This window comes from Kribbella sp. VKM Ac-2568, assembly GCF_004345365.1.
In the GTDB taxonomy this organism is placed as follows: domain Bacteria; phylum Actinomycetota; class Actinomycetes; order Propionibacteriales; family Kribbellaceae; genus Kribbella; species Kribbella orskensis.
The window spans coordinates 271,924-284,497 of the sequence record NZ_SLVF01000001.1; the positions used below are offsets into that span (position 1 = coordinate 271,924).

16 protein-coding genes are annotated in these 12,574 nt (G+C 68.1%); 9 read left to right on the forward strand and 7 right to left on the reverse strand.

Annotated elements, in window-relative coordinates:
- Positions 1-133: 133 nt before the first annotated feature.
- Positions 134-310, reverse strand: a complete 177-nt coding sequence (locus tag EV648_RS42380; RefSeq protein ID WP_158293872.1) for a hypothetical protein — start codon at positions 308-310, stop codon at positions 134-136.
- Positions 311-384: 74 nt separating this feature from the next.
- Between EV648_RS42380 and EV648_RS01300 the strand changes: the two genes are divergently transcribed.
- A complete protein-coding gene (locus EV648_RS01300) occupies positions 385-774 on the forward strand; it encodes a VOC family protein (protein ID WP_132284184.1) in 390 nt (129 codons plus the stop codon).
- On the opposite strand, the gene EV648_RS01305 is transcribed toward EV648_RS01300, so the two are convergent.
- Both EV648_RS01305 and EV648_RS01310 read right to left on the reverse strand, forming a co-directional pair.
- On the reverse strand, positions 771-1,205 hold the full coding sequence (locus EV648_RS01305; protein ID WP_132284186.1) for a hypothetical protein: 435 nt from the start codon (positions 1,203-1,205) through the stop codon (positions 771-773). The two genes, EV648_RS01300 and EV648_RS01305, sit on opposite strands and share 4 nt — an antisense overlap.
- Before the next feature lie 40 nt (positions 1,206-1,245).
- Positions 1,246-1,620 carry a VOC family protein gene (locus tag EV648_RS01310; RefSeq protein ID WP_132284188.1) on the reverse strand — a complete coding sequence of 125 codons (375 nt, stop codon included), beginning with the start codon at positions 1,618-1,620 and terminating at the stop codon, positions 1,246-1,248.
- Positions 1,621-1,824: 204 nt separating this feature from the next.
- Here EV648_RS01310 and EV648_RS01315 point away from each other — a divergent pair, with 204 nt between their 5' ends.
- From EV648_RS01315 to EV648_RS01325, 3 genes are all read left to right on the forward strand, one after another.
- Positions 1,825-2,232, forward strand: a complete 408-nt coding sequence (locus tag EV648_RS01315; RefSeq protein WP_132284190.1) for a VOC family protein — start codon at positions 1,825-1,827, stop codon at positions 2,230-2,232.
- A complete protein-coding gene (locus tag EV648_RS01320) occupies positions 2,233-3,120 on the forward strand; it encodes an alpha/beta fold hydrolase (RefSeq protein ID WP_132284192.1) in 888 nt (295 codons plus the stop codon).
- A gap of 66 nt (positions 3,121-3,186) precedes the next feature.
- Positions 3,187-3,705, forward strand: a complete 519-nt coding sequence (locus EV648_RS01325; RefSeq protein WP_158293873.1) for a DinB family protein — start codon at positions 3,187-3,189, stop codon at positions 3,703-3,705.
- A 272-nt stretch (positions 3,706-3,977) separates the two neighbouring features.
- On the opposite strand, the gene EV648_RS01330 is transcribed toward EV648_RS01325, so the two are convergent.
- A complete protein-coding gene (locus EV648_RS01330; protein WP_132284196.1) occupies positions 3,978-4,346 on the reverse strand; it encodes an MmcQ/YjbR family DNA-binding protein in 369 nt (122 codons plus the stop codon).
- Entirely contained in the window at positions 4,339-5,310 is a 972-nt protein-coding gene (locus EV648_RS01335) for a 2-hydroxyacid dehydrogenase (protein ID WP_132284198.1), read from the reverse strand. Before EV648_RS01335 ends, EV648_RS01330 begins: the two co-directional genes overlap by 8 nt.
- A gap of 140 nt (positions 5,311-5,450) precedes the next feature.
- On the opposite strand from EV648_RS01335, the gene EV648_RS01340 reads away from it, so the two are divergent.
- Together EV648_RS01340 and uppS are read left to right on the forward strand one after the other, a co-directional pair.
- Positions 5,451-6,485: a magnesium and cobalt transport protein CorA gene (locus tag EV648_RS01340; RefSeq protein ID WP_132284200.1), complete on the forward strand. Its 1,035-nt coding sequence runs from the start codon at positions 5,451-5,453 to the stop codon at positions 6,483-6,485.
- 314 nt (positions 6,486-6,799) lie between these two features.
- Complete coding sequence (gene uppS, locus EV648_RS01345; protein WP_132284202.1) at positions 6,800-7,576, forward strand: polyprenyl diphosphate synthase; 777 nt, start codon at positions 6,800-6,802, stop codon at positions 7,574-7,576.
- A gap of 68 nt (positions 7,577-7,644) precedes the next feature.
- On the opposite strand, the gene EV648_RS01350 is transcribed toward uppS, so the two are convergent.
- A complete protein-coding gene (locus EV648_RS01350; protein WP_132189498.1) occupies positions 7,645-8,133 on the reverse strand; it encodes an Lrp/AsnC family transcriptional regulator in 489 nt (162 codons plus the stop codon).
- A gap of 117 nt (positions 8,134-8,250) precedes the next feature.
- On the opposite strand from EV648_RS01350, the gene pdhA reads away from it, so the two are divergent.
- Genes pdhA through EV648_RS01365 form a run of 3 tightly spaced genes read left to right on the forward strand, consistent with a single transcriptional unit; the run spans position 8,251 to position 11,694 of the window.
- Complete coding sequence (pdhA, locus tag EV648_RS01355; RefSeq protein WP_132284204.1) at positions 8,251-9,339, forward strand: pyruvate dehydrogenase (acetyl-transferring) E1 component subunit alpha; 1,089 nt, start codon at positions 8,251-8,253, stop codon at positions 9,337-9,339.
- A gap of 1 nt (position 9,340) precedes the next feature.
- Positions 9,341-10,327 carry an alpha-ketoacid dehydrogenase subunit beta gene (locus EV648_RS01360; RefSeq protein WP_132284206.1) on the forward strand — a complete coding sequence of 329 codons (987 nt, stop codon included), beginning with the start codon at positions 9,341-9,343 and terminating at the stop codon, positions 10,325-10,327.
- Positions 10,324-11,694: a dihydrolipoamide acetyltransferase family protein gene (locus EV648_RS01365; RefSeq protein ID WP_132284208.1), complete on the forward strand. Its 1,371-nt coding sequence runs from the start codon at positions 10,324-10,326 to the stop codon at positions 11,692-11,694. The genes EV648_RS01360 and EV648_RS01365 overlap by 4 nt, the downstream gene beginning before the upstream one ends.
- Before the next feature lie 48 nt (positions 11,695-11,742).
- On the opposite strand, the gene EV648_RS01370 is transcribed toward EV648_RS01365, so the two are convergent.
- Positions 11,743-12,450, reverse strand: coding sequence for a TetR/AcrR family transcriptional regulator (locus tag EV648_RS01370; protein ID WP_132284210.1), 708 nt, complete (start codon positions 12,448-12,450; stop codon positions 11,743-11,745).
- Positions 12,451-12,574 lie beyond the last annotated feature (124 nt).

Here is a 12,574-nt window from a genome sequence, read left to right on the forward strand (position 1 = left end):
TGTTACACCCGATGACCAGATCGGGCAGAAAGTTGCCGAAACGCAATGGGAATTGGTTCAGCACCTCCCCCGGGACTCTAGGGGTGACCCAGGTCATGTCCTACGGGGGCCCGGCGGATCGCAGTACCAGGGGTCAGTGCCGGTAGCTGAAGCCTTCGCTGGTGAGGCGGGCACGGAGGTTGGCGACCTCGGCGGGCGGAGCTTGCCGGTGGGTTGACGAGACGTCAGCCTGAGCGCTGTCCGGGGACTTGGTGGAGGCCGGCACGGCCGGTGGCCGGCTGCTGCGCTTGCGTCCCCAGGGCGTCCACATGCTCCCCAGCATGACGCAGCGAACGGTGCGGGAGAAGAGGCCGTACGGCGGAGACGCCGTACTAAGGTCAGTGGATGTTCTCCGCACCGCAGGTCAACATCTACTCCGCGGACGTGGTCCGCTCGGTCGGGTTCTATCGGAGCCTCGGCTTCGAGGAGACGTTCCGTACGCCGGCCGAGGGCGAGCCGATCCACGTGGAACTCGTCCTGGACGGCTTCAAGATCGGCATCGCGTCGGTCGACTCGGCGGTCGCGGACCAAGGTCTTCCGCTCGATCTCACCCAGCCCGGCCGCGGCATGGAGATCGTCCTCTGGACCGACGACACCGACGCCGCCCACACCCGCCTGGTCGCCGCCGGCGCCAAGCCCCTCTCCACCCCGCACGACTGGCTGGGCAGCCTCCGAGTCGCCTGGGTCGCCGACCCCGACGACAACCCCATCGAACTGGTCCAACGAGTCAACTAACGCCCAGCACCCGCGCGGCGCTCGCTGGCGGCCGAGCGCTCGGCGTGCTCCAGGGCCAGTTGGACGCAGTTGGCCTGGTCGGAATGGCAGTACATCGACATCACCAGATCCCGGACGTTCCAGGCGATCGCCGGCAGTTCAGCGGGGCCCCACTCCTCGAGAGGTGCCCCGAACCTCTCGATCAGGAGCCGCCGCAACTCGTCGTACCGGGGACGTGCCTCGCCTTCGAACAGGAACAGGCTGAAGCCGAGGAACTGGTCGTCGTACGTGCTCCACTGCCCCTTGCCGCCGAGCGCGGTGAAGTGCCTGTCGCCACCAGACACGTCCAGGAAGCCGACCTCAGCGAACAACCCGACGCGCTCCGCCTCGGTGGTCGGCCAGCGAGCCTCCACGATCCTGCCGACGGTCTCGACAACAGCCGCAGCTCTCATGCGCCCACCCAACCACGCCCGCGGACCGTAGTACCGGGGGTCAGCCGTCGAGTTCCTGCTGGCTGCGTTCTATGCAGAACTCGTTGTTCTCGGGATCGAGCAGGGTGACCCAGCCGCGGCCGTTGGGCTGGCGGTGGTCTTCGTGGATGGTGGCGCCGAGGGCGAGGAGGCGGGCGACCTCCTCGTCGCGGGTGCGGTCGGTGGGCTGCCAGTCGATGTGGACGCGGTTCTTGAGGGTCTTGGCCTCGGGGACGGCGATGAAGAGCAGGCCTGGCACCGGGCTCGGGGACTCGACCAGTACTTCGGTGTCGCCGGGCTCGTCGACCGCCGAGACGGGCCAGCCGGTGACCTCGCTCCAGAAGGTGGCGAGCGCGTAGGGATCGCCGGAATCGATGGTGATGTGCCGCAGGATCATGACCGCCGACCCTAGTGGTGAGCGCAGGTCAGGCGGCCGGCTCCGCGCCCCCTCCGCGACTGCCCGATCACGCGACGGATTCGTGCCGGGACCGCCTGAGAACCGTGCTCTTCGAGGGCTCGTGGACTGTCGGAAGGTGGGTCTAGGGTGCGAAGCCTAGGCAGTATCCGGGCAACGAGCGGTCTTCGGACCAGGGGGTTTGTGATGGCTTCGCGACTCAATCCGTACATCAGCTTCGACGGCACCGCGCGGCAGGCGCTGGAGTTCTACCGTGACGTGTTCGGCGGTGAGCTGGCGATCAACACGTTCGGGGAGTTCGGCGCGGCGGATTCGCCGGACGCCGACAAGATCATGCACGGGCAACTCGAGAGCCCCGCGGGGTATGTGCTGATGGGGTCGGACACGCCCGAGGGGATGGAGCGGAGCACCAATGGAACCATCAGCCTCAGCGGCGACGACGGTGACGCGCTTCGCGGGTACTTCGAGCGCCTGGCCGAGGGCGGCACCGTGACGATGCCGTTGGAGAAGCAGATGTGGGGCGACGAGTTCGGCATGTGCGTCGACAAGTTCGGCATCGGCTGGATGGTGAACGTCAGCCAATCGCAGGGCTGAGTGTCCGCTGACCTGCTGCGGCTGCCGGACGGCCGGCAGGCGCAGTACTGGCAGGGTGGTTCGGAGAGCGGGCCGGTCGTGTTCTTCCTGCACGGCTGCCCGGACACGCGCCATGCGGCGTTCGCCGGGGACGAGGCGGCGCGGCGTACTGGCGTGCGCCTGATCTCGGTCAACCGGCCCGGCTACGGGTGGTCGGACGAGGCCGCTTCCACCCACGGGTCGGTGGCGGACGACGTCGCCGCGGTGGCGGACCTGCTCGGCATCGAGCGGTACGCCGTACTCGGCATGTCGATCGGTGGTCCGTATGCGCTGGCGTGCGCGGTCCGGCACCCCGGGCGGGTGACGGCGGTCGGCGTCGTCGCGAGCCCGGCGATCCTGACCGAGCTGGATCCGCCGATCCACCGGGACGACCTGTCAGCGGACGAGCAGGAGTACTTCGCGGACTTCGCACGCAGGTCGGTCGAGGACACGATCGAGCTGGCCCGGCCGGAGTTCGAGGCGTACGTCGAGAGCCTCGCGCCGGGTGATCCCGACGACGAGGCGCTGGTCCGGCGGTTCACCGAGCGGGTGTCGCCTCTCGACGCCGAGGTCCTCGCGCAGCTGACCCCCAGTGAGCTCGCGGGCTCGGTCCGGGAGGCCCTGATCAACCTGAACGGGTACCTCCGCGACGCCGCGATCACCTTCAGGGCCTGGGATTTCGACCCGTCGAAGGTCAGCTGCCCGACCACCTTCTGGTACGGCGAGCTCGACGCGAACGCGTCCGTCCGGAACGGCGAGTGGTTCGCCGCGAGCATTCCCGGAGCGACGCTCGTGGTTCGTGAAGGCGCGGGCCATCTCGGCTCGCTGCACGATCATTGGGAGGAGATCCTCGGCACTCTCCGTGGATAAATGGGTACATCTGGTGCGGCGTGACGACCTACCGTCGGAGGAAACCGGCGACCGACGGGAGAGATCGTGAACGAGGTGCTGCTCGACGCAATCCGGCACAACAACTGGGCGACGAAGCATCTGCTCGCGTTCTGCCGGGACCAGCCCTTCACGGCGGAACAGTTGGAAGTCACGGGTGTCGGCACCTTCGGCGGGATCCTCGCGACGTTGCACCACATCATCACGTGCGACGGGAGTTACCTGCGCCGGCTGGCCGACAGCGACCTCCTGCCGTGGGCCGACGGCAGCGAGACGGAAGCCGACTTCGACACGCTCGAGCAGTGGGCCGAGGAGGCAAGACTGCTCTGGGAGGACACCCTCTCCAAGCCGATCGAGGTCGAGCGGATCATCATCGTGGACGACGAGACCCGCGGCACCCGGGCCGGCATCTTCATCGCCCAGGCCCTCAACCACGCGAACCACCACCGCGAGCAGGTCTGCGCCATCCTCACCGGCTTCGGCATCGAGCCCCCCGACATCCAAGCCTGGGAATATGCCTGGCAAACCAACCGAATCTGGGACCTCCCCACCCAGCCTGCTAGTTGAGGACGGTCTCGTGGGGCCATTCCTCTGTCAGGACGCGGGCCAGGAGAGGATAGGAAGATTCGGTGCAGTACGGGGTTTCGTCTTGGTTCTTCACTGTGGCGATGACCGGTACGGCGAAGAGGTCCCAGGGCTCGAGGCGGTTCGCGAGGATGCCGTCGAGGCGTAGGGCAGGTCGAGGATGGGATCGGGGAGGGTGAAGCGCACGTGGCGGTCGTGGGCGTCGGTCGCCCGCCCGCAGGTCGCGCAGGTGTCGGTGGTCATCAGGCGGGCGATCAGGCCTCGTCGAAGGTTGTTATTACGGATTTGGGGGCTTGGAGGCGCCAGGCGTCGGTGAGGAGTTCTCGGAGTTCGGCGGGGGTGATGGCGGGGAGGCGGACGAGGATTGCGGGGTAGTTGGCGTAGTGGGGTTCGGTGAAGAACTTGGCCGGGTCGGCGGCCAGGAGGGACTGTTTCTCGCCTTCGTCGGCTACCCGGACGACCAGTACGTCGGGGTTCGTGACGCGCTTCTTCTTCGGGTCGGGCCGCTCCAGCCAGCCCCAGGCGAACCCTCGCCTCTCGACGGAGAACGCGAAACGGTCCTCGGCCTCCCGGACCTCCGGCAGTTCGAGTGCGATCTTTCGGACGTCCTCTTGATCAGCCACGCCCTCTCCCTACCAGATCCCTCGACTCCTGGACAGCAGTCACCGGTACGCCGGTGGCGAACCAGCTGACCAGGTTCTCCACCACCAGGCGGCCCATCGCGTCGCGGGTCGGGACTGTGGCGGACCCCACGTGGGGGAGCAGTACGGCGTTGTCGAGCTCCAGCAGACCGGGGTGCACGGCCGGTTCGTGCTCGAAGACGTCCAGCCCGGCGCTCAGGATCGTCCGGGAGCGCAGCGCGTCGACCAGCGCGGCCTCGTCGACCACGGTCCCGCGGGACACGTTGATCAGGATTCCGTCGGGACCGAGGGCCTCGAGCACCTCGGCGTTCACCAGGTGCCGGGTCCCGTCGCCGCCCGGGATCACGATCGTCAGGATGTCGACGTCACGCGCCATCTCCACCAGCGACGGATAGTAGCGGTAGGCAACATCCTTCTGCCGGCGGTTGTGGTAGGCGATGGAGATCCCGAACGCCTCGGCCCGGTGCGCGATCGCCTCGCCGATCCGGCCGAGCCCGAGGATTCCCATCGTCCGGCCCTTCAACGTTGCCGGCGCCAACGGATACGCCCGCTCGTTCCACTTCCCTGCGCGCAGGTACCGCTCGGCCTGCGGGAGCTCCCGAGCCGTCATCAGGAGCAGCCCGAGCGCGGTGTCGGCGACCTCGTCGTCCAGCACGCCCGGCGTGTTCGTCACCACCACCCCGCGTTCCGCCGCGGCCGTAGCGTCGATCTTGTCGTACCCCACGCCGAAGCTCGCCACGATCTGCAGCGACGGCAGCTTGTCCAGGAAGGCGCCGTCGACAGTCGCACCCGAGTTGGCGACGGCAACGATGTCCTTGCCCCGCTCGGCCAGTACGGCGTCCGGGTCGTCCGCCTCCCAGAGCCGGATCACCTCGAAGTGCTCCGCGGTACCGGCGAGCACCGACCGGTTCATCGGGCCTGGCATCAGCACGGTGGGACGAGCCATCACGGATCTCCTCTGACGAGCACGGGCCGGGGAAGTTCATCGAGGCTTTGCGCCGCCAAGCCTATTTCCCGGCCGTCGCGAGAGTCAGGATCGGGGTACCACGGCCGCAGTACCGGCTGGGAGACAGTGAGGAGCGGACCATGATCGTCGACTGCGCTTACTACCTCGGCGGCCGTCGTCAGCATGTCGGGGCGATGTCGGTTGAGGAAGCCGCCGAGCGGTGCAGGCAGGGCGGGTTCGTCTGGCTCGGGCTCTTCGACCCGACCATGGAGGAGCTCGACCAGGCGAGCACGAGCTTCGGCCTGCACGAACTCGCCGTCGAGGACGCCCGCACCTTCCATCTGCGGCCCAAGGTCGAGCCGTACGAGGGCGACATCCGGCTGGTGATCCTGCGGACCGCCCGGTACGACGAGGAGCGGGAGGAGGTGGACTTCGGAGAGGTGAGCGTGTTCGTCGGGAAGGCGTTCGTGATCACCGTCCGCCAGGGGGTGGCGAGTGAGCTGCACGGCGCGCGCACCCGGCTCGAGCAACGCCCCGAGCTGCTGGAGAACGGCACGAACTCCGTGCTCTGGGCGATCCTGGACCAGGTCGTGGACGGGTACGGCCCGGTCGTCGCCGAGCTCGAACGCGATATCGAGCAGGTCGAGGCCACGGTCTTCGCGGGATCCGTCGCGCCGACCGAGCGGATCTACTTCCTCCGCCGCGAGGTGACCGACTTCTACCGCGCGGTGCACCCGCTCCTCGCAGTACTGGCGACTCTGGAGCGCGGTGCGCGCAACACCGGCCTGCTGCCGTACTTCCGCGACGTGCACGATCACCTGGTACTGGTGAACGAGGAGGTCGCCGCGCAACGCGATCTGCTCGCCACTGTGCTCGAGGCGAACATGGCCGTGATCTCGGTCGAGCAGACGAAGGTCAGCGTGCGGCAGAACGCGACGATCGAGCAGCTCACCATCCTCGCCACGGTGTTCCTGCCGCTCACCTTCGTCACCGGGTTCTTCGGGCAGAACTTCGGCTGGCTGGTCGACCACGTCGGCACCTTCTGGGATTTCCTCGTGCTCGGCGTCGGCGGCCTGCTGATTCCTTGCATCGCGTTGTTCATCTGGTTCCGGCGCCAACGTGCCGCCCGGATGGATGCCGTGCGTGCCGACCAGCATCCATGGGCCGGTCGCTAAGGCCGGCGCCGAGTCCGTCCCCACTCGGTGGTGTGCGGCGTCCAGACCTGGGACACCTTGTGGGGACCTGGCGCAGGTCATTTCGTGTCCGAGGTCTCGAGTGGGTGTCCGAAGCCCCACCTTGTGCACCATTTGAGCGTTCGGCCGCCCAGGATCTGCTCACGCGGTGCACAAGGTGCCGGTTTTGAAGAGTCGCGCCGCCCCGGGGTCGGCTACGCGGCAGCGGTAGTTGCCCTCGGCCGACCGCCTCTTCGGTGGTTGGTTGGCCGGGCTTGTGGGGTTCACGGGTGCGGGTGGGTGGGTAGGTGCCTGGCATGCCTGCTCTTGGACCGTTGTATGCCTTGTATGTCCGTCGCCTCCGGGCTCAGTTGCGCGGACGTGCGTTGCCTGGGCACATCGGTGTGGTGATTGATGGGAATCGGCGGTGGGCTCGAGGGCAGGGGCATGCGAATCCGAGTGTCGGGCATCGCTACGGGGCCGAGCACATCGGAGATTTGCTCGGGTGGTGCGAGACGGCCGGCATCCCGCACGTGACGATCTTTCTCTGCTCGACCGAGAACCTGGTCAAGCGCGGTGACGCCGAGGTCGCTCACCTCATGCAGGTCACGGAGGACATCCTCGCCAACCGGCTCGCGGAACCCGGCGGGCGGTGGCAGGTGCACATCGCGGGACTGCTCGACCTGCTGCCGGACAGTACGGCGTACGCGCTGAAGGGTGCCGTCGAGGCCACGAAGGACTGCGCCACCGGCAACCACATCACGCTCGCGGTCGGGTACGGCGGTCGGCAGGAGGTGGTTGAGGCCGTCCGCTCATTGCTGGAGTCCGAGGCGGAGGCCGGCAACGACCTGACCGGCCTGGCCGGCACCTTGAGCGCCGAGGACATCACCAAGCACCTGTTCACCGTCGGCCAGCCGGACCCGGACCTGATCATCCGCACCAGCGGCGAGCAGCGCATGTCGAACTTCCTGCTCTGGCAGAGCGCCTACTCCGAGCTCTACTTCTGCGAGGCCTACTGGCCCGCCTTCCGCGAGGTCGACTTCCTCCGAGCCCTCCGCTCCTACACCGACCGCCAACGCCGCCGCGGCGCGTAGTACCGACCTGTACTCCGCCACGTCGCACCAGCCTGTACTCCGGGCCGCGGGGCTCAGGCCTCCCAACCTCAAAGGGTGCCGAGGTCTTCGAAGATGAGGGCTGTGCGGGTGGCCAGGACTTCGGGGATCGCCTGGAGCTTTTCCAGGACTACTCGACGGAGGCCCTCGTTGTCGGCGGCTCGGACCAGGAGGATGGCGTCGAAGTCGCCGCCGACCAGCGCCATGTGCTTCACCTCGGGGATCGCCTGCAACTGTTCCCGCAAGGTTCGCCAAGAGCTCTGGCGGAGACTGAGGGTGACGTAAGCCGAGGTCGCCAGGCCTAGTTTGAGCGGGTCCACGGTGGCCGTGAAGCCGGTGATCACGCCGGTGCCGGTGAGGCGTTCGACCCGGGCATAGGCGTTCGCGCGGGAGATGTGCACCTGGTCCGCCAGGGCCCGGATCGAGAGCCGCCCGTCCTGGCTCAGGGCCGCCACGATCTGCCGATCGATCTCGTCGAGCGCCGGGGCGACGACCATCTGTCCAGCTTCCGCCGCCGCGGTGATCACCTGGTCGGACATTCTGCTCCTGAGGGTTGCTGACCGAGACCAAACATCTCGTGATTCTTCCAGCTATGGATCCGAATGGCCAGAAGTATGACGATGAAGCATCCGTCCGTCTCCTGTGCAGGAGGGTCCATGACCACCGTCGAGGAGCGTTTGCTCCCCTCCGCCGAACCAGTTCAGCTGATCGACGAACACGGCGCCCGGCACGACAACCCGCAGTACGGGATGCCGGCCGCGGACGCCCTCGTCGACGGTTACGCACAGTTGGTGGTGGGCCGCAGGATCAACGACCAGGCCGGCGCGCTCGTCCGGCAGGGACGGCTCGCCGTCTACCCGTCGTCGCACGGCCAGGAGGCGTGCCAGGTCGCGGCCACGATGGTGCTGCGCGAGCAGGACTGGCTGTTCCCGACCTACCGCGACACCGTCTCCATCATCAGCCGTGGCGTCGACCCGATCGAGACGCTCACGCTGCTGCGCGGCGACTGGCACTCCGGGTACGACCCGCACGAGCGCAACGTGGCACCGCAGTCGACGCCGCTGGCGACGCAGTTGGTGCACGCCGTCGGAGTCGCGCACGCCGCCCGGCTCAAGGGCGAGGACACCGTCGTGATGGCGCTCTGCGGAGACGGCGCGACCAGCGAGGGTGACTTCCACGAGGCCCTGAACTTCGCCGCCGTCTTCAAGGCGCCGGTGGTCTTCTTCATCCAGAACAACGAGTACGCGATCTCCGTACCGCTCGCGCGGCAGACCGTCGCGCCGTCCCTCGCGCACAAGGGCATCGGGTACGGCGTACCGGGGGAACGGGCCGACGGCAACGACCTGGCCGGGCTGCTCGCAGTACTGGGGCAGGCGGTCGACAAGGCCCGGGCGGGGGAAGGTCCGCAGCTCGTCGAGGCGCACACGTACCGCGTGCAGGCGCACACCAACGCCGATGATGCGAGCCGGTACCGCGACGACGAGGAGGTCACTCCTTGGCTCGAGCGTGATCCGATCAAGCGGCTGGACGCATACCTGACCGAACAAGGCCTGCTGGAGGAAGCGCACCGCGCGGAGGCGACGGCGGCGGCCGACAAGATCGCGGCCGATCTCCGGGATGGGTTGATGCAGGACGTGTCGCCGGATCCGGCCGAGTTGTTCCAGCACCTGTATGCGGTGCAGACGCCGCAGTTGAAGGAGCAGGCGGCGTTCCTGCAGGACGAGATCGCGCGAGAAGAGGCCTGAGATGACGCACCAGAAGCTCACCATGGCCCAGGCGCTGAACCACGCGCTGCGGGACGCGATGCGGGCCGACGACACCGTCCTGATGTTCGGTGAGGACGTCGGCGCGCTCGGCGGGGTCTTCCGGATCACCGACGGCCTGACCGCGGAGTTCGGCGAGGACCGGTGCTTCGACACCCCGCTGGCCGAGTCCGGCATCGTCGGCATGGCGGTCGGGCTCGCGATGAACGGGATGCGCCCGGTCGTCGAGATGCAGTTCGACGCCTTCGGCTACCCGGCCTTCGAGCAGGTCGTCTCCCACGTCGCCAAGATGCGGAACCGCACCCGCGGCAAGGTCACCCTGCCGATGGTGATCCGGATGCCGTACGCCGGTGGCATCGGCGGGGTCGAGCACCATTGCGATTCGTCCGAGAGCTACTACGCGCACACGCCCGGGCTGACTGTGGTCGCGCCGGCCACCGTGGCGGACGCGTACACCTTGTTGCGCAAGGCAATCGAGTTCCCCGACCCGGTGATCTTCATGGAGCCGAAGAAGCTCTACTGGGCCAAGGAGGAGGTCGACCTCACCACCGAGCAGCCAGGCATCGGGAAGGCCGTCGTACGCCGGGAAGGCCGTGACGCGACGCTGATCGCCTACGGCCCGTCGGTGCCGATCGCGCTGGAGGCCGCCGACGCCGCCGCTGCCGAAGGACGCCAGTTGCAGGTTGTCGATCTGCGCTCGATCGTGCCGTTCGACGACGAGAAGGTGTGCGCGGCGGTCCGCAGTACTGGGCGGGCTGTCGTCGTGGCCGAGGCGAGTGGGTTCGCGAGCGTGTCGTCCGAGATCGTTGCCCGGGTCACCGAACGGTGCTTCCACTCATTGGCCGCGCCGATCCGGCGGGTCACCGGGTTCGACATCCCGTACCCGCCGCCGAAGCTGGAGCGGCACCAACTGCCGGGCGTGGATCGCATCCTCGACGCGGTGGACGACCTGCAGTGGGAGGACTCGTGACGACCGCGCAGACCTTCCTGCTGCCTGACCTCGGGGAAGGGCTGACCGAGGCTGAGATCGTCCGCTGGCTGGTGGCCGTGGGCGACGTCGTGGTGGTGGACGCGCCGGTCGCCGAGGTCGAGACAGCGAAGTCGATCGTCGAGGTGCCTTCTCCGTACGCCGGTGTGGTGGCCGAACTGCACGGCGCGGAGGGCAGCATGGTCGACGTGGGGAAACCGCTGATCACGATCGGCGTGCCTGCTGTTGGCGAGGACACCGCGGCCGAGGGGGTTCGCGAAGAGGACGAGGCGGCCGAGGCGTATCGCAAGGAGGAACAAGCCGGCTCGGGGAACGTCCTGATCGGCTATGGAACCTCCGACGGCGCGCGCAACGGACGGCGTCGCAAGCCCCGTACTGCGGTGGTCGCCGAGGCGGTCGCGTCGTCGGTTCCGCTGGTCATCTCTCCATTGGTACGCCGGATGGCTCGCGACGCGAAGGTGGATCTGCGCGAGGTGAGTGGTTCCGGCGCCGGCGGCCTGATCATCCGCCGCGACGTCGAAGCCGCCATCGCGGGCGCTCGCCCGGAGGCAGCGCTTGCCCGAGGCGCCGGATCACCCTCAACCGTGCAGACGCCCGCCCTCCAGGCTCTCGCCGCGCAGACTCCGGCCGCCTCGGCTGACTCGCGGACTGGGTTGCCGGAGTTGCGGCGGATTCCGATGAGTGGGTTCCGGAAGGCTGTCGCGGCGACGTTGAGCCGGAGCCGGGCGGAGATTCCCGAGGCGACGACCTGGGTGGACGTGGACGCCACGGCGCTGGTCGAGCTGCGGGAGTCGTTGCGCACATCCTCGGATCCTGGTCCGGGACTGCTCGCGCTGATGGCGCGGTTCGTGGTGGCCGGGCTGCAGAAGTACCCGGAACTGAACGGTTTCGTCGACACCGAGCGCGAGGAGCTCGTGCAGTACGACGGGATCAACCTCGGGCTGGCGGCTCAGACCGAGCGCGGACTCGTCGTACCGGCTGTCGTCGGGGCGCACGCGCTGACCACGCGAGGCCTCGACGCGGAGATCCGGCGGCTGACGGGATCGGCGCGGGAGGGGCGCCTGACCGCGAACGAGCTGTCCTGCGGCACGTTCACGCTGAACAACTACGGCAGCTTCGGGGTCGACGGCAGCGCGGCGATCATCAACCACCCGCAGGTCGCGATCCTCGGCGTTGGCCGGATCATCGATCGCCCCTGGGTGGTCGACGGCGAACTCGCGATCCGCAAGCTCACCCAGCTGTCGCTCGTCTTCGACCACCGGGTCTGCGACGGTGGCGTGGCCGCGGGCTTCCTCCGCTTCGTCGCCGACGCCTTCGAGTCGCCCACCTCAGCCTTCGCCGACCTCTGATCGGTCCAGCGGAGGTCCCGCCTTCACCGCCGACTCGCCCAGGCGGGATCAGCGGAGCTGGCGGGGGCGGAGGCCGATGAGGATGGCGCGGAGGCCGGACTGGAAGCGGGCCGCCGGTCCGGCGAGGTCGTCGCGGCTCAGGTAGGCGGCGAGCGTGTCCGGCTCCACGCCGAGCTGATCCCCGGCAGCCGTGGGCCAATCTCGCTCAGTCAGCGCGCTCCGGCGTACGGTCGCGGTCCAAGCAGCATCCGTCACCGCGGCACCCACGACGTAGTGGATGACCGCCGAGACGGCTGCGTCCAGGTGCACGCCCTTGAAGCCTGCTGAGTTGAGCACTCCCAGCACGCGCTCGGTATAGGCCTGATAGTTCGGCCCGAGCCCCGCGTGACTGGCCAGCAACTGCGGCGCCCACGGATGATCAGCCAGTACTCCGTACGCCGCTTGCGCGAGCGCTGTGAGCTGATCCCGCCAATCTCCCTCATCCGTCTCGACCAGCGCCCCACCGATCACGGCGTCGACTGCCAGCTCGAGCAGGTCGTTCTTGTTCGCGATCCGCCAGTACAGCGCGGACGTCGCGGCAGTCCCGAGCTCTACCGCCATTCGCCGCATCGACAGCTGTTCGAGTCCGTCGCGGTCAAGCACCTTGATCGCGGTCTCGACGATGTCTTCCCTGCTCAGTGGTGCCCGGGTCCGCTCCGGTTCCTCGCGCAGCCAGACCGATCCCAGCACCGTCTTGTCGTTCGCCGCTCGTGCCACCGGCTGATCCTAGCGGATACGTCGTTTCACTAAGTAATACAGCGTTTTAGCGCAGTACGGAGTGTTTCTGCAGGCCTGACTCAGACGGTAGTGACTGTCACTTCTTGCTTCGGTCAACTACTGC

What these genes read in the sequence shown, in the direction of transcription:
- EV648_RS01335 (WP_132284198.1), bottom strand. Translation starts at nt 5,310, where the DNA reads ATGGCTCGTCCCACCGTGCTGATGCCAGGCCCGATGAACCGGTCGGTG.
- EV648_RS01305 (WP_132284186.1), bottom strand. Translation starts at nt 1,205, where the DNA reads ATGAGAGCTGCGGCTGTTGTCGAGACCGTCGGCAGGATCGTGGAGGCT.
- EV648_RS01310 (WP_132284188.1), bottom strand. Translation starts at nt 1,620, where the DNA reads ATGATCCTGCGGCACATCACCATCGATTCCGGCGATCCCTACGCGCTC.
- EV648_RS01350 (WP_132189498.1), bottom strand. Translation starts at nt 8,133, where the DNA reads ATGTCCGACCAGGTGATCACCGCGGCGGCGGAAGCTGGACAGATGGTC.
- EV648_RS01340 (WP_132284200.1), top strand. Translation starts at nt 5,451, where the DNA reads ATGATCGTCGACTGCGCTTACTACCTCGGCGGCCGTCGTCAGCATGTC.
- EV648_RS01300 (WP_132284184.1), top strand. Translation starts at nt 385, where the DNA reads ATGTTCTCCGCACCGCAGGTCAACATCTACTCCGCGGACGTGGTCCGC.
- EV648_RS01360 (WP_132284206.1), top strand. Translation starts at nt 9,341, where the DNA reads ATGACGCACCAGAAGCTCACCATGGCCCAGGCGCTGAACCACGCGCTG.
- EV648_RS01315 (WP_132284190.1), top strand. Translation starts at nt 1,825, where the DNA reads ATGGCTTCGCGACTCAATCCGTACATCAGCTTCGACGGCACCGCGCGG.
- uppS (WP_132284202.1), top strand. Translation starts at nt 6,800, where the DNA reads ATGCCTGCTCTTGGACCGTTGTATGCCTTGTATGTCCGTCGCCTCCGG.
- pdhA (WP_132284204.1), top strand. Translation starts at nt 8,251, where the DNA reads ATGACCACCGTCGAGGAGCGTTTGCTCCCCTCCGCCGAACCAGTTCAG.
- EV648_RS42380 (WP_158293872.1), bottom strand. Translation starts at nt 310, where the DNA reads ATGTGGACGCCCTGGGGACGCAAGCGCAGCAGCCGGCCACCGGCCGTG.